At 72.8% G+C, this 16,172-nt stretch carries 12 protein-coding genes and 1 pseudogene; 7 read left to right on the top strand and 6 right to left on the bottom strand.

All coding sequences use genetic code 11. The features are described from left to right. The first annotated feature begins 103 nt into the window (after positions 1-103). From ACSUPV_RS39315 to ACSUPV_RS39305, 3 genes are all read left to right on the top strand, one after another. The gene (locus tag ACSUPV_RS39315; RefSeq protein ID WP_037758201.1) at positions 104-589 is read left to right on the top strand and encodes a nucleoside deaminase; all 486 of its coding nucleotides are present in this window, start codon (positions 104-106) and stop codon (positions 587-589) included. A gap of 138 nt (positions 590-727) precedes the next feature. After that, a complete protein-coding gene (locus ACSUPV_RS39310; RefSeq protein WP_436949674.1) occupies positions 728-5,032 on the top strand; it encodes an aminotransferase class I/II-fold pyridoxal phosphate-dependent enzyme in 4,305 nt (1,434 codons plus the stop codon). A 6-nt stretch (positions 5,033-5,038) separates the two neighbouring features. Continuing rightward, entirely contained in the window at positions 5,039-5,773 is a 735-nt protein-coding gene (locus ACSUPV_RS39305) for a class I SAM-dependent methyltransferase (protein WP_436949673.1), read from the top strand. Positions 5,774-5,821: 48 nt separating this feature from the next. Here ACSUPV_RS39305 and ACSUPV_RS39300 read toward each other — a convergent pair whose 3' ends face one another. Continuing rightward, positions 5,822-6,484, bottom strand: coding sequence for a chaplin (locus tag ACSUPV_RS39300; RefSeq protein WP_359788468.1), 663 nt, complete (start codon positions 6,482-6,484; stop codon positions 5,822-5,824). Between the two features lie 260 nt (positions 6,485-6,744). Here ACSUPV_RS39300 and ACSUPV_RS39295 point away from each other — a divergent pair, with 260 nt between their 5' ends. Then, the gene (locus tag ACSUPV_RS39295) at positions 6,745-8,316 is read left to right on the top strand and encodes an alpha/beta hydrolase (protein ID WP_359788465.1); all 1,572 of its coding nucleotides are present in this window, start codon (positions 6,745-6,747) and stop codon (positions 8,314-8,316) included. A 25-nt stretch (positions 8,317-8,341) separates the two neighbouring features. Here ACSUPV_RS39295 and ACSUPV_RS39290 read toward each other — a convergent pair. Next, positions 8,342-8,590: pseudogene (locus ACSUPV_RS39290) on the bottom strand (asparagine synthase (glutamine-hydrolyzing)); the annotation flags it as partial. A 159-nt stretch (positions 8,591-8,749) separates the two neighbouring features. Then, entirely contained in the window at positions 8,750-9,106 is a 357-nt protein-coding gene (locus ACSUPV_RS39285; RefSeq protein ID WP_031118625.1) for a hypothetical protein, read from the bottom strand. 113 nt (positions 9,107-9,219) lie between these two features. Between ACSUPV_RS39285 and ACSUPV_RS39280 the strand changes: the two genes are divergently transcribed. Both ACSUPV_RS39280 and ACSUPV_RS39275 read left to right on the top strand, forming a co-directional pair. Then, on the top strand, positions 9,220-10,314 hold the full coding sequence (locus ACSUPV_RS39280) for a baeRF3 domain-containing protein (RefSeq protein ID WP_382616130.1): 1,095 nt from the start codon (positions 9,220-9,222) through the stop codon (positions 10,312-10,314). A gap of 274 nt (positions 10,315-10,588) precedes the next feature. Then, on the top strand, positions 10,589-12,001 hold the full coding sequence (locus ACSUPV_RS39275) for a PP2C family protein-serine/threonine phosphatase (RefSeq protein WP_436949672.1): 1,413 nt from the start codon (positions 10,589-10,591) through the stop codon (positions 11,999-12,001). 5 nt (positions 12,002-12,006) lie between these two features. Here the strand turns inward: ACSUPV_RS39275 and ACSUPV_RS39270 are convergent, their stop codons facing one another. Further along, positions 12,007-13,500: a DNA-binding protein NsdB gene (locus tag ACSUPV_RS39270; protein WP_031118621.1), complete on the bottom strand. Its 1,494-nt coding sequence runs from the start codon at positions 13,498-13,500 to the stop codon at positions 12,007-12,009. 234 nt (positions 13,501-13,734) lie between these two features. On the opposite strand from ACSUPV_RS39270, the gene ACSUPV_RS39265 reads away from it, so the two are divergent. Next, the gene (locus tag ACSUPV_RS39265) at positions 13,735-14,874 is read left to right on the top strand and encodes an aminoglycoside phosphotransferase family protein (protein WP_037758187.1); all 1,140 of its coding nucleotides are present in this window, start codon (positions 13,735-13,737) and stop codon (positions 14,872-14,874) included. A gap of 72 nt (positions 14,875-14,946) precedes the next feature. Here ACSUPV_RS39265 and ACSUPV_RS39260 read toward each other — a convergent pair whose 3' ends face one another. Continuing rightward, positions 14,947-15,444, bottom strand: a complete 498-nt coding sequence (locus tag ACSUPV_RS39260) for a hypothetical protein (RefSeq protein ID WP_031118618.1) — start codon at positions 15,442-15,444, stop codon at positions 14,947-14,949. Between the two features lie 112 nt (positions 15,445-15,556). Continuing rightward, entirely contained in the window at positions 15,557-16,156 is a 600-nt protein-coding gene (locus ACSUPV_RS39255; protein WP_031118615.1) for a CGNR zinc finger domain-containing protein, read from the bottom strand. Positions 16,157-16,172 lie beyond the last annotated feature (16 nt).

Genomic DNA, 16,172 nt, shown 5'->3' with positions numbered 1-16,172 from the left:
CCGGTACGGCAACACCCCATCGCGTCCCCCACCGTTCCTTTCCCCATGTGGGCCGACGCCATAAGGTCCTGTTGATCACATCATCACGGGGAAGGGCCACACCATGGTCGTGAAGGACACGGACCTGCCGTACCTGCGCCGCTGCGTGGAACTCGCCGCCGAGGCGCTGCAGGCCGGGGACGAGCCGTTCGGATCGGTCCTGGTCGGCGGGGACGGCACGGTCCTCGCCGAGGACCACAACCGGGTGGCCTCTGGCGATCGCACCCGGCACCCCGAGTTCGAACTGGCGCGCTGGTCGGCGGCCCGCCTCTCACCCGAGGAGCGGGTGGCCGCCACCGTCTACACCTCCGGCGAGCACTGCCCGATGTGCGCGGCCGCGCACGCCTGGGTCGGCCTGGGACGCATCGTCTACGTCGCCTCCTCCGAGCAACTCTCATCCTGGCTGAGCGAGTTGCAGGTCCCCGCGCCACCGGTCCGGACACTCCCCGTCCACGAGGTCGCACCCGGTGTAGTCGTGGACGGCCCGGCACCCGAACTCACGGAGAGTGTACGGGAGTTGCACGTCCGGTTCCATCAGGGACGCGGCTGACACCCGAGCCGCGAGGGCCGGGTCCGCTCCCCCGGGCTCCGTGACCGGTCCCCGAGATGCAGGGCCACCCGGGCGAACTTACTATCGAATTCAACAGGACCAGGTGTACACCCCGGTCTCCCCGACGGGGGGAGGCGCATGTCCTCGCTGCCGGCGCGGCGGCTGATGGCCGCCTACATCGCCCTGGTCACGGCCGTCACAATCGTGTACATGACCATCCCGGTGGTGGCTCCCGCGCTGTGGGCCGTCATCGGGCTGGCCGGAGTCACCGCGGTACTGGTCGGCGTTCGCCTGCACCGGCCCGCCCACCAGTGGCCCTGGTGGTTCCTGGCCGGCGGGCTGCTCACCTTCATCACGGGAGACACCTACCACAACGTGATGGAGGAGTACTTCGACGCCTCCAATCCGTTCCCCTCCCCCGCCGACGCCTGCTACCTCGCCACCTATCCGCTCTTCGCGATCGGCCTGTCCGGACTGGTGCGCCACCGCTGGGCCGACCGCGATCTGCCGAGCCTGCTCGACGCGCTGATCGTCACGGCGGGCCTCGCGCTGCCCGTGTGGGTGTACCTGGTGCAGCCGCTGACGGTGGCGGAGGGGATGACCTGGCAGCAGCGCGCGATCAGCATCGCCTACCACCTCGGCGACGTCCTCGTGCTGGCCCTGCTGGCCCGGCTGCTGACCCCGAGCCCGGTCACCGGCCACAACCGTGCCGTGGGTCTGCTGGTCGTCGGCACCGTGACGCTGCTCGGCTTCGACATCGCCTACGGGATCCTGCAACTGAACGGCCTGTGGCAGACGGGCACCCTGCTCGACACCGGGTGGATCGCCTTCTACACCGCCTGGGGCCTGGCCGCCCTGCACCCCTCGATGGTCGAACTGACCGCCTCCGTGCCGCAGCGCGCGTCCCTGCTCCCGCCGCCGCGCCGGCTGGTCATGCTGGCCGTGGCCACGCTCATCGCGCCGGGGATCCTGCTGTACGAGGGCTTGAGCAAGCAGACCCGGGACGCCGCCGTGATCGCGGCCTTCTCCGGGGTGCTGTTCCTGCTGGTGATCCTCCGGCTGGCCGGGATGGTGGTGGCCCATCGGCACGCCGTGACCCGGGAGCTGGCCCTGCGCGGGGCCGCCGCCTCGCTGGTCTCGGCCTTCCGGCAGGAGGAGGTCGACGCGTCCTGCCGTACGGCGGTCGACCGGCTGCTCGGGCCGGACGTCCCGCACCGGACGGTGCTGCTGCCGTCGGAGCGGGTCGCGGACCTCGGCGCGCGCGGCACCCGCCTGGTCAGCCCGGCCGCCCTCGACGACAGCGTCGGCGCCGAGCTGGACGCCCTGCCGTCCGTCCTGGTGTGCCCCATGACCCAGCCGGACCGCCCGGCCGGAGCGATCCCGGGCGTCCTCCTGGTCGCCGGCCCGGAACGGCAGCTCAACGAGACCTGGGGCTCCATGGAGATCCTGGCGTCGCACGCGGGCCTGGCCATGGAGCGGGTCAAGCTGCGGAAGGAAGTGGTCCGCAGGGAGAAGGAGGCCTACTTCCGCACCCTGGTCCGCAACGCCTCCGACGTCATCCTGATCCTGGAGGACGACGACACCATCCGGTACGCCAGCCCGTCCGCGCGGTCCGTGTTCGGCACCGACGATCTCGTCGGCGTATCCCTGCCGGAGCTGGTCGACCCCGGGGACCGGGAGCGGGCCACCCGGGAGCTGACCGCCGTACGGGAGCGGGGCTCACCGGCGGGGCACGACCACTGGTGGGTGCGGCGCGGCGACGGGCGCGTCGAGGTGGAGGTGCGGTTCAGCGACTTCCGGGACGAGCGGACCGTGTCCGGACTGGTGGTGACCCTGCGGGACGTGACCGAGCAGCGGCGGCTGGAACAGGAGCTGACCCAGCGGGCCTTCCACGACTCGCTGACCGGTCTGCCCAACCGGACGCTGCTGCTGGAGCGGATCGAACGCGCCCTGCTGCGCGGTCGCCGCGAGTCCTCCCTGACCTGTCTGCTCTTCATCGACCTCGACGACTTCAAACTGGTCAACGACACGATGGGGCACCGGGCGGGCGACCATCTGCTGATCGCCGTCGGCAACCGGCTGTCCCGGACCCTGCGGCGCACCGACACCGCGGCCCGGCTCGGCGGCGACGAGTTCGCGGTGCTGATGGAGGACGCCAAGCAGCCCCTCGACGCCGAGCTGCTGGCGGCCCAGGTGATCCAGACGCTGGGTCGGCCGTTCGACCTGGACGACGAGTCGGTGACGGTGTCCGCCAGCGTGGGCGTGGCCACCGCGCGCGACAGCACGGACGCGGAGGAGCTGCTGGGCCACGCCGACCTCGCGCTCTACGCGGCGAAGGCGGCGGGCAAGCGGCAGTGGCGCCGTTTCCGGCCGCTGCTGCGCAGCCGCATGGTCGAGCGGCACGATCTGCAGTCGCAGCTGGCCCGGGCGGTCGCCGACAAGGCGTTCGCGCTGCATTACCAGCCCGTCGTGGACATCGCGGCGGGGGAGGTCGTGGGGTTCGAGGCGCTGGTCCGCTGGCCGACCGAGGAGCGGCCGCCCGTCACGCCGGACCAGCTCATCGGCCTGGCCGAGGAGACCGGGCACATCGGCCCGCTGGGGTCGTGGGTGCTGGAGAACGCGGTCAGCGACATCGCGGCCCTGCAACGGCTGCCGGGGCCTTCCCATCCCCCGTACGTGAGCGTGAACGTCTCCGCCCGCCAGTTCCGCGACGCGGGGTTCGTCGAGCAGGTCGGCCAGGCGCTCAGCACGCCGGGGCTGGAGCCCGGGTCGCTGCAGCTGGAGCTGACGGAGACGGTGCTGCTGCACCGGGACGACCGGCTCCAGACGGTGCTGCACACGCTCAAGGAACTCGGGGTGCACATCGCGGTCGACGACTTCGGCACCGGCTTCTCCTCGCTGCGCTATCTGCGGGACTTCCCCATCGACGTGCTGAAGATCGACAAGTCCTTCATCGACGACATCGCGCGCGACGCCCAGCAGGTCGCCCTGGTCGAGGGCATCGTGCGCATCGCCGACACCCTGGGTCTGCAGGTCATCGCGGAGGGCATCGAGGACCCCGCGCAGCGGGACCTGCTGGCGGGGATGGGGTGCCGGTTCGGGCAGGGCTACCTGTTCGCCCGGCCCCTGACGGTGGAGCAGAGCGCCCACGTGCTGCGGGAGCCGAGCACCCGCCCCTTCGCGCCGCCCCGTACGCGACGCCCACGCGTGAACGCCGCCCGGGGACGCCGGGAGGCACGCTGGGCGGACCTGGAGCACCTGCGGCGCACGAGTCCCATGAGCGACGCGGTCCTGGACGAGGTGCGCGGCCGGCACATCCGCAGCGGCGACCACTGGCTGATCGACTTCGCGTCGTGCAACTACCTCGGGCTCGACTGGGACCCGGAGGTCATGGACGCGGTCGATCCCGCGGTGCGCCAGTGGGGCACGCACCCCAGCTGGTCGCGCCTGCTGGGCAGTCCGCGGCTGTACCCGGACATCGAGGAGCGGCTGGCCGCGCTGCTGGGCGCGCCGGACACGCTGCTGCTGCCCACGCTGACGTTGGTGCACGCCTCGGTGATCCCGGCGCTCGCCGAGGACGGGCACGTGTTCGTCGAGGCGACCGCCCACCGGACCGTCTACGACGGCTGCGTGGTGGCCCGTGCGCGGGGTGCCGCCCTGCACCGCTTCCACGGCGACCGCCTCGACGAACTGCGGGCCCTGCTGCGCCGGGTGCCGCCCGGTACGCCCCGGCTGGTCTGTCTGGACGGCGTCAACAGCATGAGCGGCAACATCCCCGACCTGCCCGCGCTGGCGGCGGTGTGCCGCGCCGAGGGCGCGACGCTGTACGTCGACGACTCGCACGGCTTCGGCGTGATCGGGGAACGCGCGCCGGGCGAGCCGTGCCCGTACGGCATGCGCGGCAACTGCGTGGTGCGGCACACTGGGGAGTCGTACGACGGGATCGTGCTCGTCGGCGGCTTCTCCAAGGCGTACTCGTCGCTGCTGGCGTTCCTGGCGCTGCCGCCGGAGCTCAAGAACCGGCTGAAGACCGCGGCCGCTCCCTACCTGTACTCGGGGCCGTCCCCGACGGCGTCCCTGGCCACCGCGCTGGCCGGGCTGGACGTCAACGAGCGCCGGGGCGACCCCATCCGGGCCGACCTGTACCGCAAGACGGTGCGGGTGCTCGACCAATTGGACGAGCTGGGGGTGAGCACCCTCAACACGGACCGGCTGCCCATCGTGGAGGTGCCGCTGGTGAACCCCGCGGACCTGGACGCGGTCGCCGCGTTCCTGTGGGAGGAGGGCATCTACGTGACGCTGGCCGCCTACCCCCTCGTCCCGCGCGACCGGGTGGGCTTCCGCATCCAGCTCACCGCTCTCAACTCGGACGACGACATCGACCACCTGAACGGCACGCTGACCCGGCTGTCCGAACGTTTCCCGCTGCGGCTGAAGGACTAGACGGCCATGACGACGCACAACGACGACGTGGACTGGGACCGCTGGCCGGTCGCCGACTACCTCGCGGAGAACTACCGCGAGGTGCATCCCTCGGACGCGGCGATCATCGCGCACCACTCCGCCTACTACCGGCGCCTGCCGCCCGGGAGCATCGACCGCTCGGTGGAGTTCGGGGCGGGCCCCAACCTCTACCCGCTCATCCTCGCGTCCGCCGTGAGCCGCAGGATCGACGCGGTGGAGGCGGGGTCGAGCAACGTCGCCTACCTCCAGGAGCAGATCTGTCACCGCCCCGACGCGAGCTGGCTCCCCTTCCACGCGCTGTGCCGGCGGCTCAACCCCGCCGTGCCCGCGACCCTGGCCGGGGCGCTGGCCCCGGTGAACGTCGTCCACGCCGATGTGCGGACGCTGCGGCCGGGCACGTACGGACTCGGCTCCATGCACTTCGTCGCCGAGGGCGCCACGGAGGACTTCGCCGAGTTCGCCGACTTCTGCCGCACCTTCGTCCGCGCGGTCGCGCCGGGCGGCCACCTGGTCGCCGCGTTCATGGAGAACATGCCGACCTACCGCATCGGCCCGGCCTCCCGCTGGCCCGGCTGCCCGGTGAACCCGTCGACGGTCACCGAGGTCTTCACCCCGCTGACCCGGGACCTGGACGTCACCCACATCGACACCGACCCGACCCTGCCGGACTACGGCGACTCGGGGATGGTGCTGCTCACGGGGGTCGCGGAGGCGCTCTGAGGACACCGGGTGCGCGACCGCCCGCCGCGGACCGTGCCGGGTGGCCGTTCAGCCGTCCGCCCCCGGGCGGAACCGGCGGCGCAGGACCACTCCCCCGGCCAGGAGCGCCGCGCTCACCGCGACGGCCGGGAGGGTGTGGTCGGTGCCCGTGTGGGCGAGGGCGCCCTGGGCCTGCCGCGGGGTGTGCGGGGCGGCCGGCTCCGGTGCGGGGTGGGCCCTCGGTGGGGTGGACGGCTTCGGGGCCGGCTCCGGTGGGTGGTGGGGTCGGACCGGGCGTTCGCCGGGGGTGTTCGAGGACTCGTTGCCCGTCGACGCGTTGCCGATGCCGACCACGTTCACCGAGTTGCCGGTGACGTTGACCGGCAGGTCGACCGGCAGCTGGACGCCGTTTCCGGAGACCACGCCCCGCGAATCCTTTCCGCTGCCCTCGGCGGCCGCGCCGCCGGACTTGCCGGGCCGGTCCGCGGGCCCGCTCTTGTTCGCACAGCTGTTGCCCGCGGCGGGGTTCAGGAGCCCCACCACGCTCACGGTGTTCCCGCACACGTTCACCGGGACGTGCACCGGCAGCTGGACGGTGTTGCCGGAGACCACCCCGGGCGAACCGGCCGCGGAGCCGTCCGCCCCGGAACCGGCGTGCGCGGGGACGGTCAGGGCCATCGCGCCCGAGGCGGCGGCGACGGCGATCACACCGTTTCGGGTAACCCGTCTCATAGGTTCCCTGCCTTCCAGACATCGTCGCGGGCACTCACCCGCACGAGACAAAACGCGCGGCACCCGGTCCGAGTTATGGCTTATCGCCCTTTCACTCCATCGAGCGGCCCGGTTGTCGAACTAGCGGTAAAGCCCTTCGTATGCGGCGTTGCGGCGGCGCAGGATAAGACACCCCGCCCGGCCCCGCTCGCCCGGAGGCGCGGCTTCCAGGGCCCGCTTATCGTGGGCGAGGGCGCCGTGGGGCGCCCTGGGAGGCATCGATGCTGGCCAAGCTGTCCACGCACCCCTCGCTCCGGCGCTGCGCGGTCACCGGCACGGCCGGGCTGGCCCTGCTGGGTACGGGGCTGCCGGCCGCCGACGACCCCCCGCCCGGCCTGACGCGCTTCTACGACCAGAAGGTCCGCTGGTCGGCCTGCGCGGGCGCGGAGATGCCGAAGGACCTGCAGTGCGGCAAGGTAACCGTGCCACTCGACTACTCCCGGCCGGAGAAGGGCACCCTCGATCTCGCCGTGGCCCGCTACCGGGCCACGGGCAAGTCCCGGGGCTCGGTGCTGCTGAACTTCGGTGGCCCGGGCGGCCAGGGCGTGGCCCAACTCGCCATGGGCGGCAAGGACTTCATGGGCCTGACGGACGGCTATGACGTGGTCTCCTTCGACCCCCGCGGCGTCGGCCGCTCCTCACCGGTCAGCTGCGGCAACGCCTCCGGCGACGCCCTGGACGCGACCGACGGCAACGCCGACGCGGCCGACCCGCAGGCCGTGCTCGGCACGCTGCGCGACGCGGCGGCCGAGTGCGCCGAGCACTCGGGCCCCGTCCTGCCCCACATCGGCACCGTGAACGCCGCCCGCGACCTGGACGTCATGCGGGACGCGCTCGGTGACGACAAGCTCAACTACCTGGGCTTCTCCTACGGAAGCCGGCTCGGCGCGGTGTACGCGGCGCAGTTCCCCGGCAAGGTCGGCAGGATGGTGCTGGACGGCGTCGACACGCTGACCGAGCCGCTGGCCGAACAGGGTGTGGTGAGCGCGCAGGGACAGCAGACCGCGCTGGAGAACTTCCTCACCTGGTGCACGGAGGACATCGCCTGCCCGTTCGGCCGGAACCCCCGCGAGGCGGGAGAACACGTCGTACAGGTGGTCGAGTCGCTCGACGAGGAACCGGTGCCGACGGACTTCGGTGAGGAGTTCTCGGGTCAGGACTTCGCGGGCGCACTGGCGCAGGGGCTGTACAGCCGGGAGCTGTGGCCCTCGCTGCAGCGGGCCATCGCGCAGCTCCTCGAGGACGGGGACACGCGCGGACTGGAGGCCTTCCTGTCCGGCGGCTTCCTCCACCCGCCGCTGCGGGCCCCGCACGCCGGTCTCACCGACCCGGAGGACGTGCCCCTGGACAACCTGCCGGCGGCCCTGATGGCGGTCAACTGCGCGGACGACCCCGACCGCCCCGCCGCCGCGCAGGTCGGCCGGGAGCTCGGCCGGCTGCGGGCCCGCTACGAGCACGCGTCACCGGTCTTCGGCCGCTACCGGCTCACCCAGGTCCTGATGTGCTACGGCCGCCCCAGGGGCACCGACTTCATCCGCGACGAGGTCAAGAACGTCGACACGCCGAGGATGCTGCTCGTCGGCACCCGGGGCGACCCCGCCACGCCGTACCGGTGGACGATGGAGACGGCCGAGCGGCTCGGGTCGTCGGCCGTGGTGCTCGACAACCGGGGCGAGGGCCACACCGGCTACGGCTCCTCCCCGTGTGTGCACCGCAAGGTCGACGCCTTCCTGCTGTACGGCACGCTCCCGCCGGACGGCAGTTCCTGCGGCTCGGACCACGACAGCGAGTGAGCCGGTGCGGCAGCGGCCCGTGCTCTCAGCCGAGTGAGACCTCGGGGGCGTGGACGTCGAACCACGTCGCCAGGTCGAGGGCCGTTCGAGGCCGCGCCGCGCCGCCTGGCTGCTCACGGGTGTGTCGCGGTGTGCGGCCTGCCGGAGCCGTCCGGGGTCGACGAGGTCGAAGACCGGGTGGTCCGGCCGGGCGAGGAGGTCCTTTCACGGACCGGGGGATCAGGTCCGCGGTGGCTTCCCGGAGCAGGCTCTTCTCGCGCCCGTCGAAGGACTTCGCGCAAATCAGCTGTAGAGGCCATCTATATTTCGAGCGTGTGACAGCGTCCGACTCCGGCGCGCAATATTCGATGAGCCACTCAGCCACGGGGCGCCCCTGGTCGCGTTTCGGCCAGCGGCAAAGACTTCCCCAACTTCCGCGGCGGCGCCCCCGCCCTCAGGCCCGCACGCGCCGCCGGAGGAGGTCGGCGACCTGTTCGGCGTCCGGGACGGAGACGGCGAGGCGGGTGAACGGCACCGGCCGCCGCAGATCCAGGACCACTACGGGCACCCCCGCCCGGACGGCGACGAAATCGCGGCCCAGGGCATGGAGCCGCTCCCCGACGCACCACCGGCCGGGGCGGCAGCGTCCGCCGAGCGGCGTGCCGCGCAGGGCCCGCCACCATTCCGGCTCGACGCGCACCTCCCGCACGTCCGCGGACCGCACCCGCACCTCGCGGCGCCGGGCCGGCAGCGCCTCCCGTGGCGCGAGCCGGACCACGACCTCCCCGCCGTCCACCACCAGGCGCGCCATCGGCAGCCACCTCCTCCCCCCAGCCTGCACCCGCGAAGGCACCCACGAGCACCCGGGCCGTCAGGTCGATTGCCCCAAATGCCCTAAAGGTGAATCCGCTCTATCGTGCTGTCATGGAGCACGTTCTGAGTCCCGCGACCCTTGCCGAACTGCGGCGCCCGCGCCCCTACCCCGCGGTCTCCGTGCTGACGCCGACGCACCGGCGCGAACCCGACAACGCCCAGGACCAGGTCCGGCTCCGCAACGTGGTGGCCGAGGCCAAGAGGCAGCTGGAGGCGGATCCGGCCGTCAGCCGCGAGCGACGCGCCGAGGTCTGCCGGCACCTCGACCGCGCCCTCTCCGAGGTCGATCTGACGCACGCCGAGGACGGCCTGGTGCTCTTCGCCGCCCCGGGCGAGCACCAGGTGTGGTCGCTGGCCCGGCCGGTGCCCGAACGCGTGGTGCTCTCGGACACCTTCCTCACCCGCAACCTCGTCTCCGCGCAGACGGCCGAGCGGCCGTTCTGGGTGCTGTCGCTCGCCGCCGACCGCGTCACGCTCTGGAACGGCGGCGTCGACCGCGTCACCGAGGCCCGCCTCTGCGGTTTCCCGCTGACCCGGCGCGTGGAGAACTTCGACCCGGAACGGCAGCAGCGGGTCGGGGACCAGCCGAGCGCGTTCCGCGAGGAACGCACCCGGCAGTTCCTGCGCGAGACCGACACCGCGCTGGGCGCCGTCCTGCGCGACCACCCGCGGCGGCTGTACGTCACCGGCGAGCCGGCCGCCCTCTCCCTGCTGGACGAGGTCGGCAGCGCCGCCAAGGGCGCGGTGCACGTCCCGCACGGCGGACTCGCGCACGGAACCCCCGAGGCGGTGTGGCAGGCCCTGCGTCCGGTGCTCGAGGAGGAGGCCCGCAGCAGCACGGACGCCGTGACCCGCGCGCTCGAAACGGCCCGGGGGCGACGGGCGTTCGCCGCCGGGGTCGACGAGCTGTGGCAGAGCGCCCGGGACGGTCGCGTCCGGCTGCTGGCCGTCGAGGAGAACTACCGCGTGACGGTGCAGGACGCCGGGGACCATCTGGTCCTCGCCGGGAGCGGCGACCTCGACTCCCGCGAGGACATCGTGGACGAGATCGTCGAGCAGTGCCTGGAGACGGGAGCCGACGTGCGCTTCGTACCCGACGGCACCCTCGGTGAGGCGGACGGTATCGCCGGGGTCCTGAGGTACTGACCCAGGCATCGAACACAGGGTCGTCGAACATGCGCGGGAGTCGACGTCGGCATCCCGACAGGGCGTCAAATACCCTGTGTAATCTACGACTTGAGCCCCCGGGGGACACGTCTCGCACCTACCTCGGAGTAACTCCGTGAGACTGTGGCATATGCCAGAAGCACCACCGTATCGTGTGGTGCCAAATCCCTTACAGGGCGTCGCGGGCTGTGCCACAGTCGTAACCGGTCCCTCCGTCCGCCTTGGCCGTACCGTCCCCGCATCGGAGTGCGTCATGCCGTCCCACCTCTCCGCGGACCGCCCAGCCGCCCAGCCGCCCGGACGCGGCTCGGTCGACGCGCTCATATCGCAGACGCGGCGGCTCAAGGGCGACGTGGACGCCGTGCGCCGGGGCGCCGAGGAGGACGACGGACCGGACCACCCGCGGGGACGCTGGCAACGCGCCCTCTGCGACCTGGCCCTGCACCAGCTCAACGACCTCGACGAGCATCTGGCCCAGCTGCGGGACGGCCCTCTGCCCACGGCGCCGACGCCGGACCCGGCCACGCCCCCGCAGGGCTCGCTGCTCAGCCGGGTCGGCAGCGCCGAATGGAACCTGCTGACGGACGAGGCCAGTTGGTCCGGGGAGCTCTACCGGATCCTCGGCCGCGACCCCGCCGCTCCCCCGCTCACCCTCGACGAGCTGCCGTCCCTGGTGCTCGACGAGGACCGGCCGAAGCTGACGGCGATGGTCACGAACTGCCTCGTCGACGCCCGGCCCATCGACGGCGAGTTCCGCATCGCACGCCGGGACGGTGACGTCCGGACCGTGCACATGATGGGCGAACCGGTGCTCGACACCGACGGCAGCACCGCCTCGATGTGGGCCGTGCTGCGCGACGTCAGTGAACTGCGCCGCAGCCAGCGGGTGGTGAGCGAGACCCGTGACTCGCTGCACCACCAGCGGGAGGCCGCGCGGACCGAGCACCGGCTCGCGGTCGAGCTGCAGGAGGCCGTGCTGCCGCCATGGCGCGGCTCCCTGCGGCTCCCGCACCGGGGCCCGCGGACCCTGGACCTCGCGGCCCGGCGCCTGCAGGCGTCCACGACCACCCTCATCGGCGGCGACTGGTACGACGCGCTCGAACTGACCGGCGGCGAGACACTCCTCAGCGTCGGCGACCTCACCGGGCAGGGGGTCGGCGTCACATCGAACATGACCATGCTGCTCGGTGCCGTACGCGGCATGGCGATGGCCGGCGCGCAGCCCGGACAACTGATGGCCTGGCTGAACCAGTTACTCGACGCCACCGTGCAACCCGCCCTCGGCAGCGCCATCTGCTGCCGCTACCGGCCCGGCACCCGCACCCTGGTGTGGGCGCAGGCCGGACACCCCGCCCCGCTGCTGTTCCGCGACGGGACGGGGCGCGCGCTGAGCGCACCGGACGGCGTCCTGCTGGGCGCCACCTCGGGGCCGGGCTACGGGCAGGCCGAGGAAACCCTCCAGGTGGGCGACCTGCTGCTCCTGCACACCGACGGGCTGGTGCCCGGGCACACGGGAACGGCGGCCGCGAACCTCCTCCTCGACCTGGCCCCACGCCTCACCGGCGACCGCACCGCGGAGGACTGCGTACGGACGGTCGTCGAGGAGTTCGGCGCCGGCGAGCGCGAGGACAACGCCTGTCTGCTCGCCGTCAAGGTCACGTCATAGGAACATCAGGCCCGTGCGCTGTTGCCGCCCCTGCCCTTCGTCTTCGGCAGGGCGAGCTTGATCTCCTCCCGCAGCTCCTGGATCCTCGGGTATCCGGCGTACTCGGCGGTGAGCCGGTACATCTGGCGCAGCCGGTCCCAGGTGCGGTGGGAGGAGTTCGAGCCCATCGACACCAGGGCCAGGCGGGCGTAGCGGTCGGCCTGTTCGGGGTCGTCGGCGATGAAGCAGGCCGAGGCCATCGACAGGTAGTCGAAGATCTTCGAGCGCTGCCGCCCGTCGACCCGCAGGGCGAGCGCCTTCTCCGCGTAGTGCTGGGCGTGCGCGGCCGCCCCCGGCTCGAACTCGGCGAGCGTGCGGTAGGCCAGGGCCTGCATGCCGTAGAGGTCCTCCTCCTTGAAGGTCTGCATCCAGTCCGGCGGGGGGACGTCCGCCTTGTCGGAGACGAAGAGGTCCTCCGCCTGCCCGAGCGTGCGGCGCATGGCCTGGCCCTTGCCCATGGAGGCCTGTGCCCAGGCCTCGATGGTGTAGAGCATCGCCCGGGTGCGGGGCAGCACCTCCTCGCCCGAGCCGGACGTGGCGAGCTTCATCAGGTCCAGGGCGTCGTCCGGCCGGCCCAGGTGCACCATCTGGCGGGCCGCGCGGGAGAGCGCCTCACCCGCGCGGGGCCGGTCCCCGCCCTCTCTGGCCGCGTGCGCGGCGATGACGAAGTACTTCTGGGCCGTGGGCTCCAGGCCGACGTCGTGCGACATCCAGCCCGCGAGGACGGCCAGGTTGGCGGCGACGCCCCACAGGCGCCGCTGGAGGTGGGGTGGGTGACGGTAGGCGAGCATGCCGCCCACCTCGTTGAGCTGGCCCACCACGGCCTTGCGCTGGAGCCCGCCGCCGCGGGCCGCGTCCCAGGCGCGGAACACCTCGACCGAGCGCTCCAGTTCCTCGATCTCCTGCGACCCGATGGGGGCGGCCTCGTAGCGGTCGAACCCAGCGGGGTCGGCGTGCAGGGGATGGTCGAGGTCGGGGGCGTCGGCCGTCAGGACAGGGTCGGTGTGCAGCCAGTCGTACATGGCGCTGCTGAGTGCGGATCCCGCGGCGAGCGCGGCGCCCGCGCCCACCAAGCCGCGTCGGTTGAGCATGAGGTCCATTCCCGTGAATTCGGTGAGGACCGCGGCGGTCCGCTCGGGCGCCCACGGCACACCGTCGGGAGCCTCCGGGCTCCCGACGCCCTGCCGTTTCCCCGCACGCCCGTGCCGGACCAGACCGAGGTCCTCGATGGTCACGACACGGCCGAGACGCTCGGTGAACAGAGCCGCCAGCACCCGCGGCACCGGATCGCGCGGGATCTCTCCCATGTCGATCCACCGCCGCACCCGGGAGGTGTCGGTCGACAGCTGGGGATGGCCCATGGCCGCCGCCTGCCGGTTGACCAGCCTCGCGAGTTCGCCCTTGGACCAGCCGGCCAGGCCGAACAGGTCCGCGAGCCGGGTGTTGGGTTGTCCGCTCACGTCAAGCCCCCAGGTTCTCGGCTGAGTTGACAGTAGCCCGGGGAGACTTGCCGGGCGACTATTCGCCAGGGTTCGCCAGGGTGCGCCAGATGGTGTGCCACCGGGCATCCGGTGTCAGGTAGGAACGCGCCACCCCGACCCGGTCGCCCCAGGGACATTCCCCAGGGTGATCCCGGGCGTCCGGGCCGGGTGGTGCGCTGTCGTCGCAGGCACACGAAGGGATCTGTCTCGCCCATGTACGCAGCATCGTCCTCCGTGTCCGCACCGCCCCGGTCGCTCCACCCGCGTCCCACGGACAGCGGCCCCTACCTCGCCCCCGCGCGGCCGGCGGCCCCCGTGCTCGGAGCGGGCAGGGCCCGGCGCGGCGCGGTGCTCGGCGCGCAACCGCTCAGCGGGAGACTCGACTTGTCCGGCCCCCAGGGCGCGCAGCTGCGCACGGCCATCGCGTCGGTGCACCGCATCTGCCCGGAGTTCTCCCCGGTGCAGGTCCTGCGCCGCAGCGGCCGGTCCGTGCTGCTGGTCGGTACGACCGGTCGCAGCTCGGCCGTCGCCAAGTGTTTACTGGACCACTCCCCCGCCTGGTCCGAGCGGATCCGCCACGAGATAGCGGCGTACCGCTCGTTCGTCCGGCACCGCCCTCCGGTGCGCGTGCCGAGACTGATCGCGGCGGACCCGGACAACTGCACCCTGGTGATCGAGCGGATGCCCGGGCGGGTGGCGGCCCTCCAGCGGCATCCGGCCGAGGCACCGCCCCGGGCCGACATCCGGGCGGCGCTCGGCGCGATCTGCCGGCTGAACGCCTGGCGGCCCCCGGCGGGCACGTTCGACGCCCCGCTGGACTACGCGGCCCGGATCTCGCGGTACCACGAGCTGGGACTGCTCACCGACCGGGACCTGGGCGACCTGCAGAAGCTGCTGCACGGCATCGCCCAGGCAGCCGGGCGGCAGGGCATGGGCCAGTTCTGCCACGGCGACGCACTGCTGTCGAACATCCTCCTGTCACCGGCCGGTCCAGTGCTGGTGGACTGGGAGCACGCGGGCTGGTACCTGCCGGGTTACGACCTGGCGACGCTGTGGTCGGTGCTCGGGGACGCACCGGTGGCTCGTCGCCAGATCAGCCAGATCGCGCAGTCGGCGGGCCCGGCGTCCAGGGATGCCTTCCTGGTGAACCTGATGCTGGTGCTGACGCGTGAGATCCGGACGTATGAGACGGCCGTGCAGCGTTCGATGCACGACGCGACCCCGGCGGCATCGGGCACGGCCCACCCTGGTGCTGCGCCGTCCGGCGAGGAACAGCGGCTGCTGCTGCGGCGGCTGCACGACGACTGCCAGCTGGCCCGGCGGGCCGTGCGCGCGGCGGTCGGCACTCGCTGACGGGGACGAAGCGGCCGCTGTGCGCCTGACCAGGCGCACAGCGGCCCTTTCGTGTGCTGGCCGCCGCCGGGCTCAGCCCTGCTGGAAGAGCTCCGCGGGCAGGGGCTTGAGGAGGGCGTACAGGTCGTCCGTGATGGGGCGGTCCCAGGCGGCGATGGTCACCAGGACGTTGTCGCTGCGGTCGAACTGGACGCAGGAGATACGGCCCTCGGACAGCTTGACGCGCCGCACGATCAGGAGGTTGTCGCCCTGCATCACCGGGACGTCCTCGGTGCCGACGACGGTGACCTCCTCGTCGTTCTCCAGCGCCAGGAGCAGCTGGGCCACCTCGAAGGGGACCTCGCCCTCGGGGACCTCGCGGGCTGGGGAGCCCTCCGGCAGATTGCCGATGATCATGGCGGGACCGCGGCCGCCGAACAGGTCGTAGCGCAGGAAGACGCCCTGGCAGGTGCCGTCGGGGGCGGGCAGCAGGCCCGCACCGAGGTTGCCGGGCCAGTCGCCCGGGTCCATGGCCAGTACGTCGAAGTCGGGCCCGGCGGGAGTGGCGCTGCGGCGGCGGAGGAACGACATGTCGCCATGGTACGTGCCCGGGCCTGCGAAGTGCCGGGCGGGCGGCGTACCGGTCGGGCCGGATCACCACCGGCACCGTGGGCGGGGCGGGCCCGGGCGGTACCGGTACGGGCTAGGCCGTCGCCTTGTGGCGCTGGTGGTGGCGGGCCACCCGGGCGCGGTTGCCGCAGGACGGCTTGCACCACTCCTGGCGCGCGTGCTCCTTGAGGAAGTACCGCACGCAGCGCGGTGCGTGGCAGGCCCGCAGCCGCTCGCGTTCCGGGCTCGCGAGGAAGGCGATCACGGCGTGCGCGAGGGACGAGGTGAGTTCGTCGTCGGGGCGGACGGGCCGCCGGTGCGCGACGGGGGCGGCCTCGTCGGGCCAGTCCAGGACGGGCACGGTGGGGGTGCGGGCGGCCGCCTCGTTCAGGAGGCGTACGGCCTCCGGCACAGGCAGCAGGCGGGCCGCGTCGGCGGGGCTCGGTGCGCCGGGGCGCACGGCACGGGCGAAGAGCGCGCGGACGGCGGCCCGTAGCTCGCGGACGGCGGCGAGCTGCTCGGGGCTCGCGGTGAAGCGGCCGGTGTCCGGCAGGACCTCGGGGTGGGCCCGGACCCAGGCGGTCAGGTCGGCCGGTTCGGTCAGGTCGTCGGTGACGCCGCCGCTCCCGTCGTGCCGGATGGTGAGGGCCAGGTCCAGGGCGAGCCGGGCGTCCCTGCTCATCGGTTCCCGCATGGGGCCGATGATAGGC

Source organism: Streptomyces sp. SudanB52_2052, from assembly GCF_964272415.1.
Taxonomy (GTDB): domain Bacteria; phylum Actinomycetota; class Actinomycetes; order Streptomycetales; family Streptomycetaceae; genus Streptomyces; species Streptomyces olindensis.
Note: the sequence above shows the minus strand (reverse complement) of the source record. Positions and strands in the feature narration are given on the sequence as shown.

Excerpts from the sequence above, each read along its gene's own strand:
- ACSUPV_RS39315 (WP_037758201.1), top strand. The coding sequence starts at position 104 with ATGGTCGTGAAGGACACGGACCTGCCGTACCTGCGCCGCTGCGTGGAA.
- ACSUPV_RS39310 (WP_436949674.1), top strand. The coding sequence starts at position 728 with ATGTCCTCGCTGCCGGCGCGGCGGCTGATGGCCGCCTACATCGCCCTG.
- ACSUPV_RS39305 (WP_436949673.1), top strand. The coding sequence starts at position 5,039 with ATGACGACGCACAACGACGACGTGGACTGGGACCGCTGGCCGGTCGCC.
- ACSUPV_RS39300 (WP_359788468.1), bottom strand. The coding sequence starts at position 6,484 with ATGAGACGGGTTACCCGAAACGGTGTGATCGCCGTCGCCGCCGCCTCG.
- ACSUPV_RS39295 (WP_359788465.1), top strand. The coding sequence starts at position 6,745 with ATGCTGGCCAAGCTGTCCACGCACCCCTCGCTCCGGCGCTGCGCGGTC.
- ACSUPV_RS39285 (WP_031118625.1), bottom strand. The coding sequence starts at position 9,106 with ATGGCGCGCCTGGTGGTGGACGGCGGGGAGGTCGTGGTCCGGCTCGCG.
- ACSUPV_RS39280 (WP_382616130.1), top strand. The coding sequence starts at position 9,220 with ATGGAGCACGTTCTGAGTCCCGCGACCCTTGCCGAACTGCGGCGCCCG.
- ACSUPV_RS39275 (WP_436949672.1), top strand. The coding sequence starts at position 10,589 with ATGCCGTCCCACCTCTCCGCGGACCGCCCAGCCGCCCAGCCGCCCGGA.
- ACSUPV_RS39265 (WP_037758187.1), top strand. The coding sequence starts at position 13,735 with ATGTACGCAGCATCGTCCTCCGTGTCCGCACCGCCCCGGTCGCTCCAC.
- ACSUPV_RS39260 (WP_031118618.1), bottom strand. The coding sequence starts at position 15,444 with ATGTCGTTCCTCCGCCGCCGCAGCGCCACTCCCGCCGGGCCCGACTTC.
- ACSUPV_RS39255 (WP_031118615.1), bottom strand. The coding sequence starts at position 16,156 with ATGCGGGAACCGATGAGCAGGGACGCCCGGCTCGCCCTGGACCTGGCC.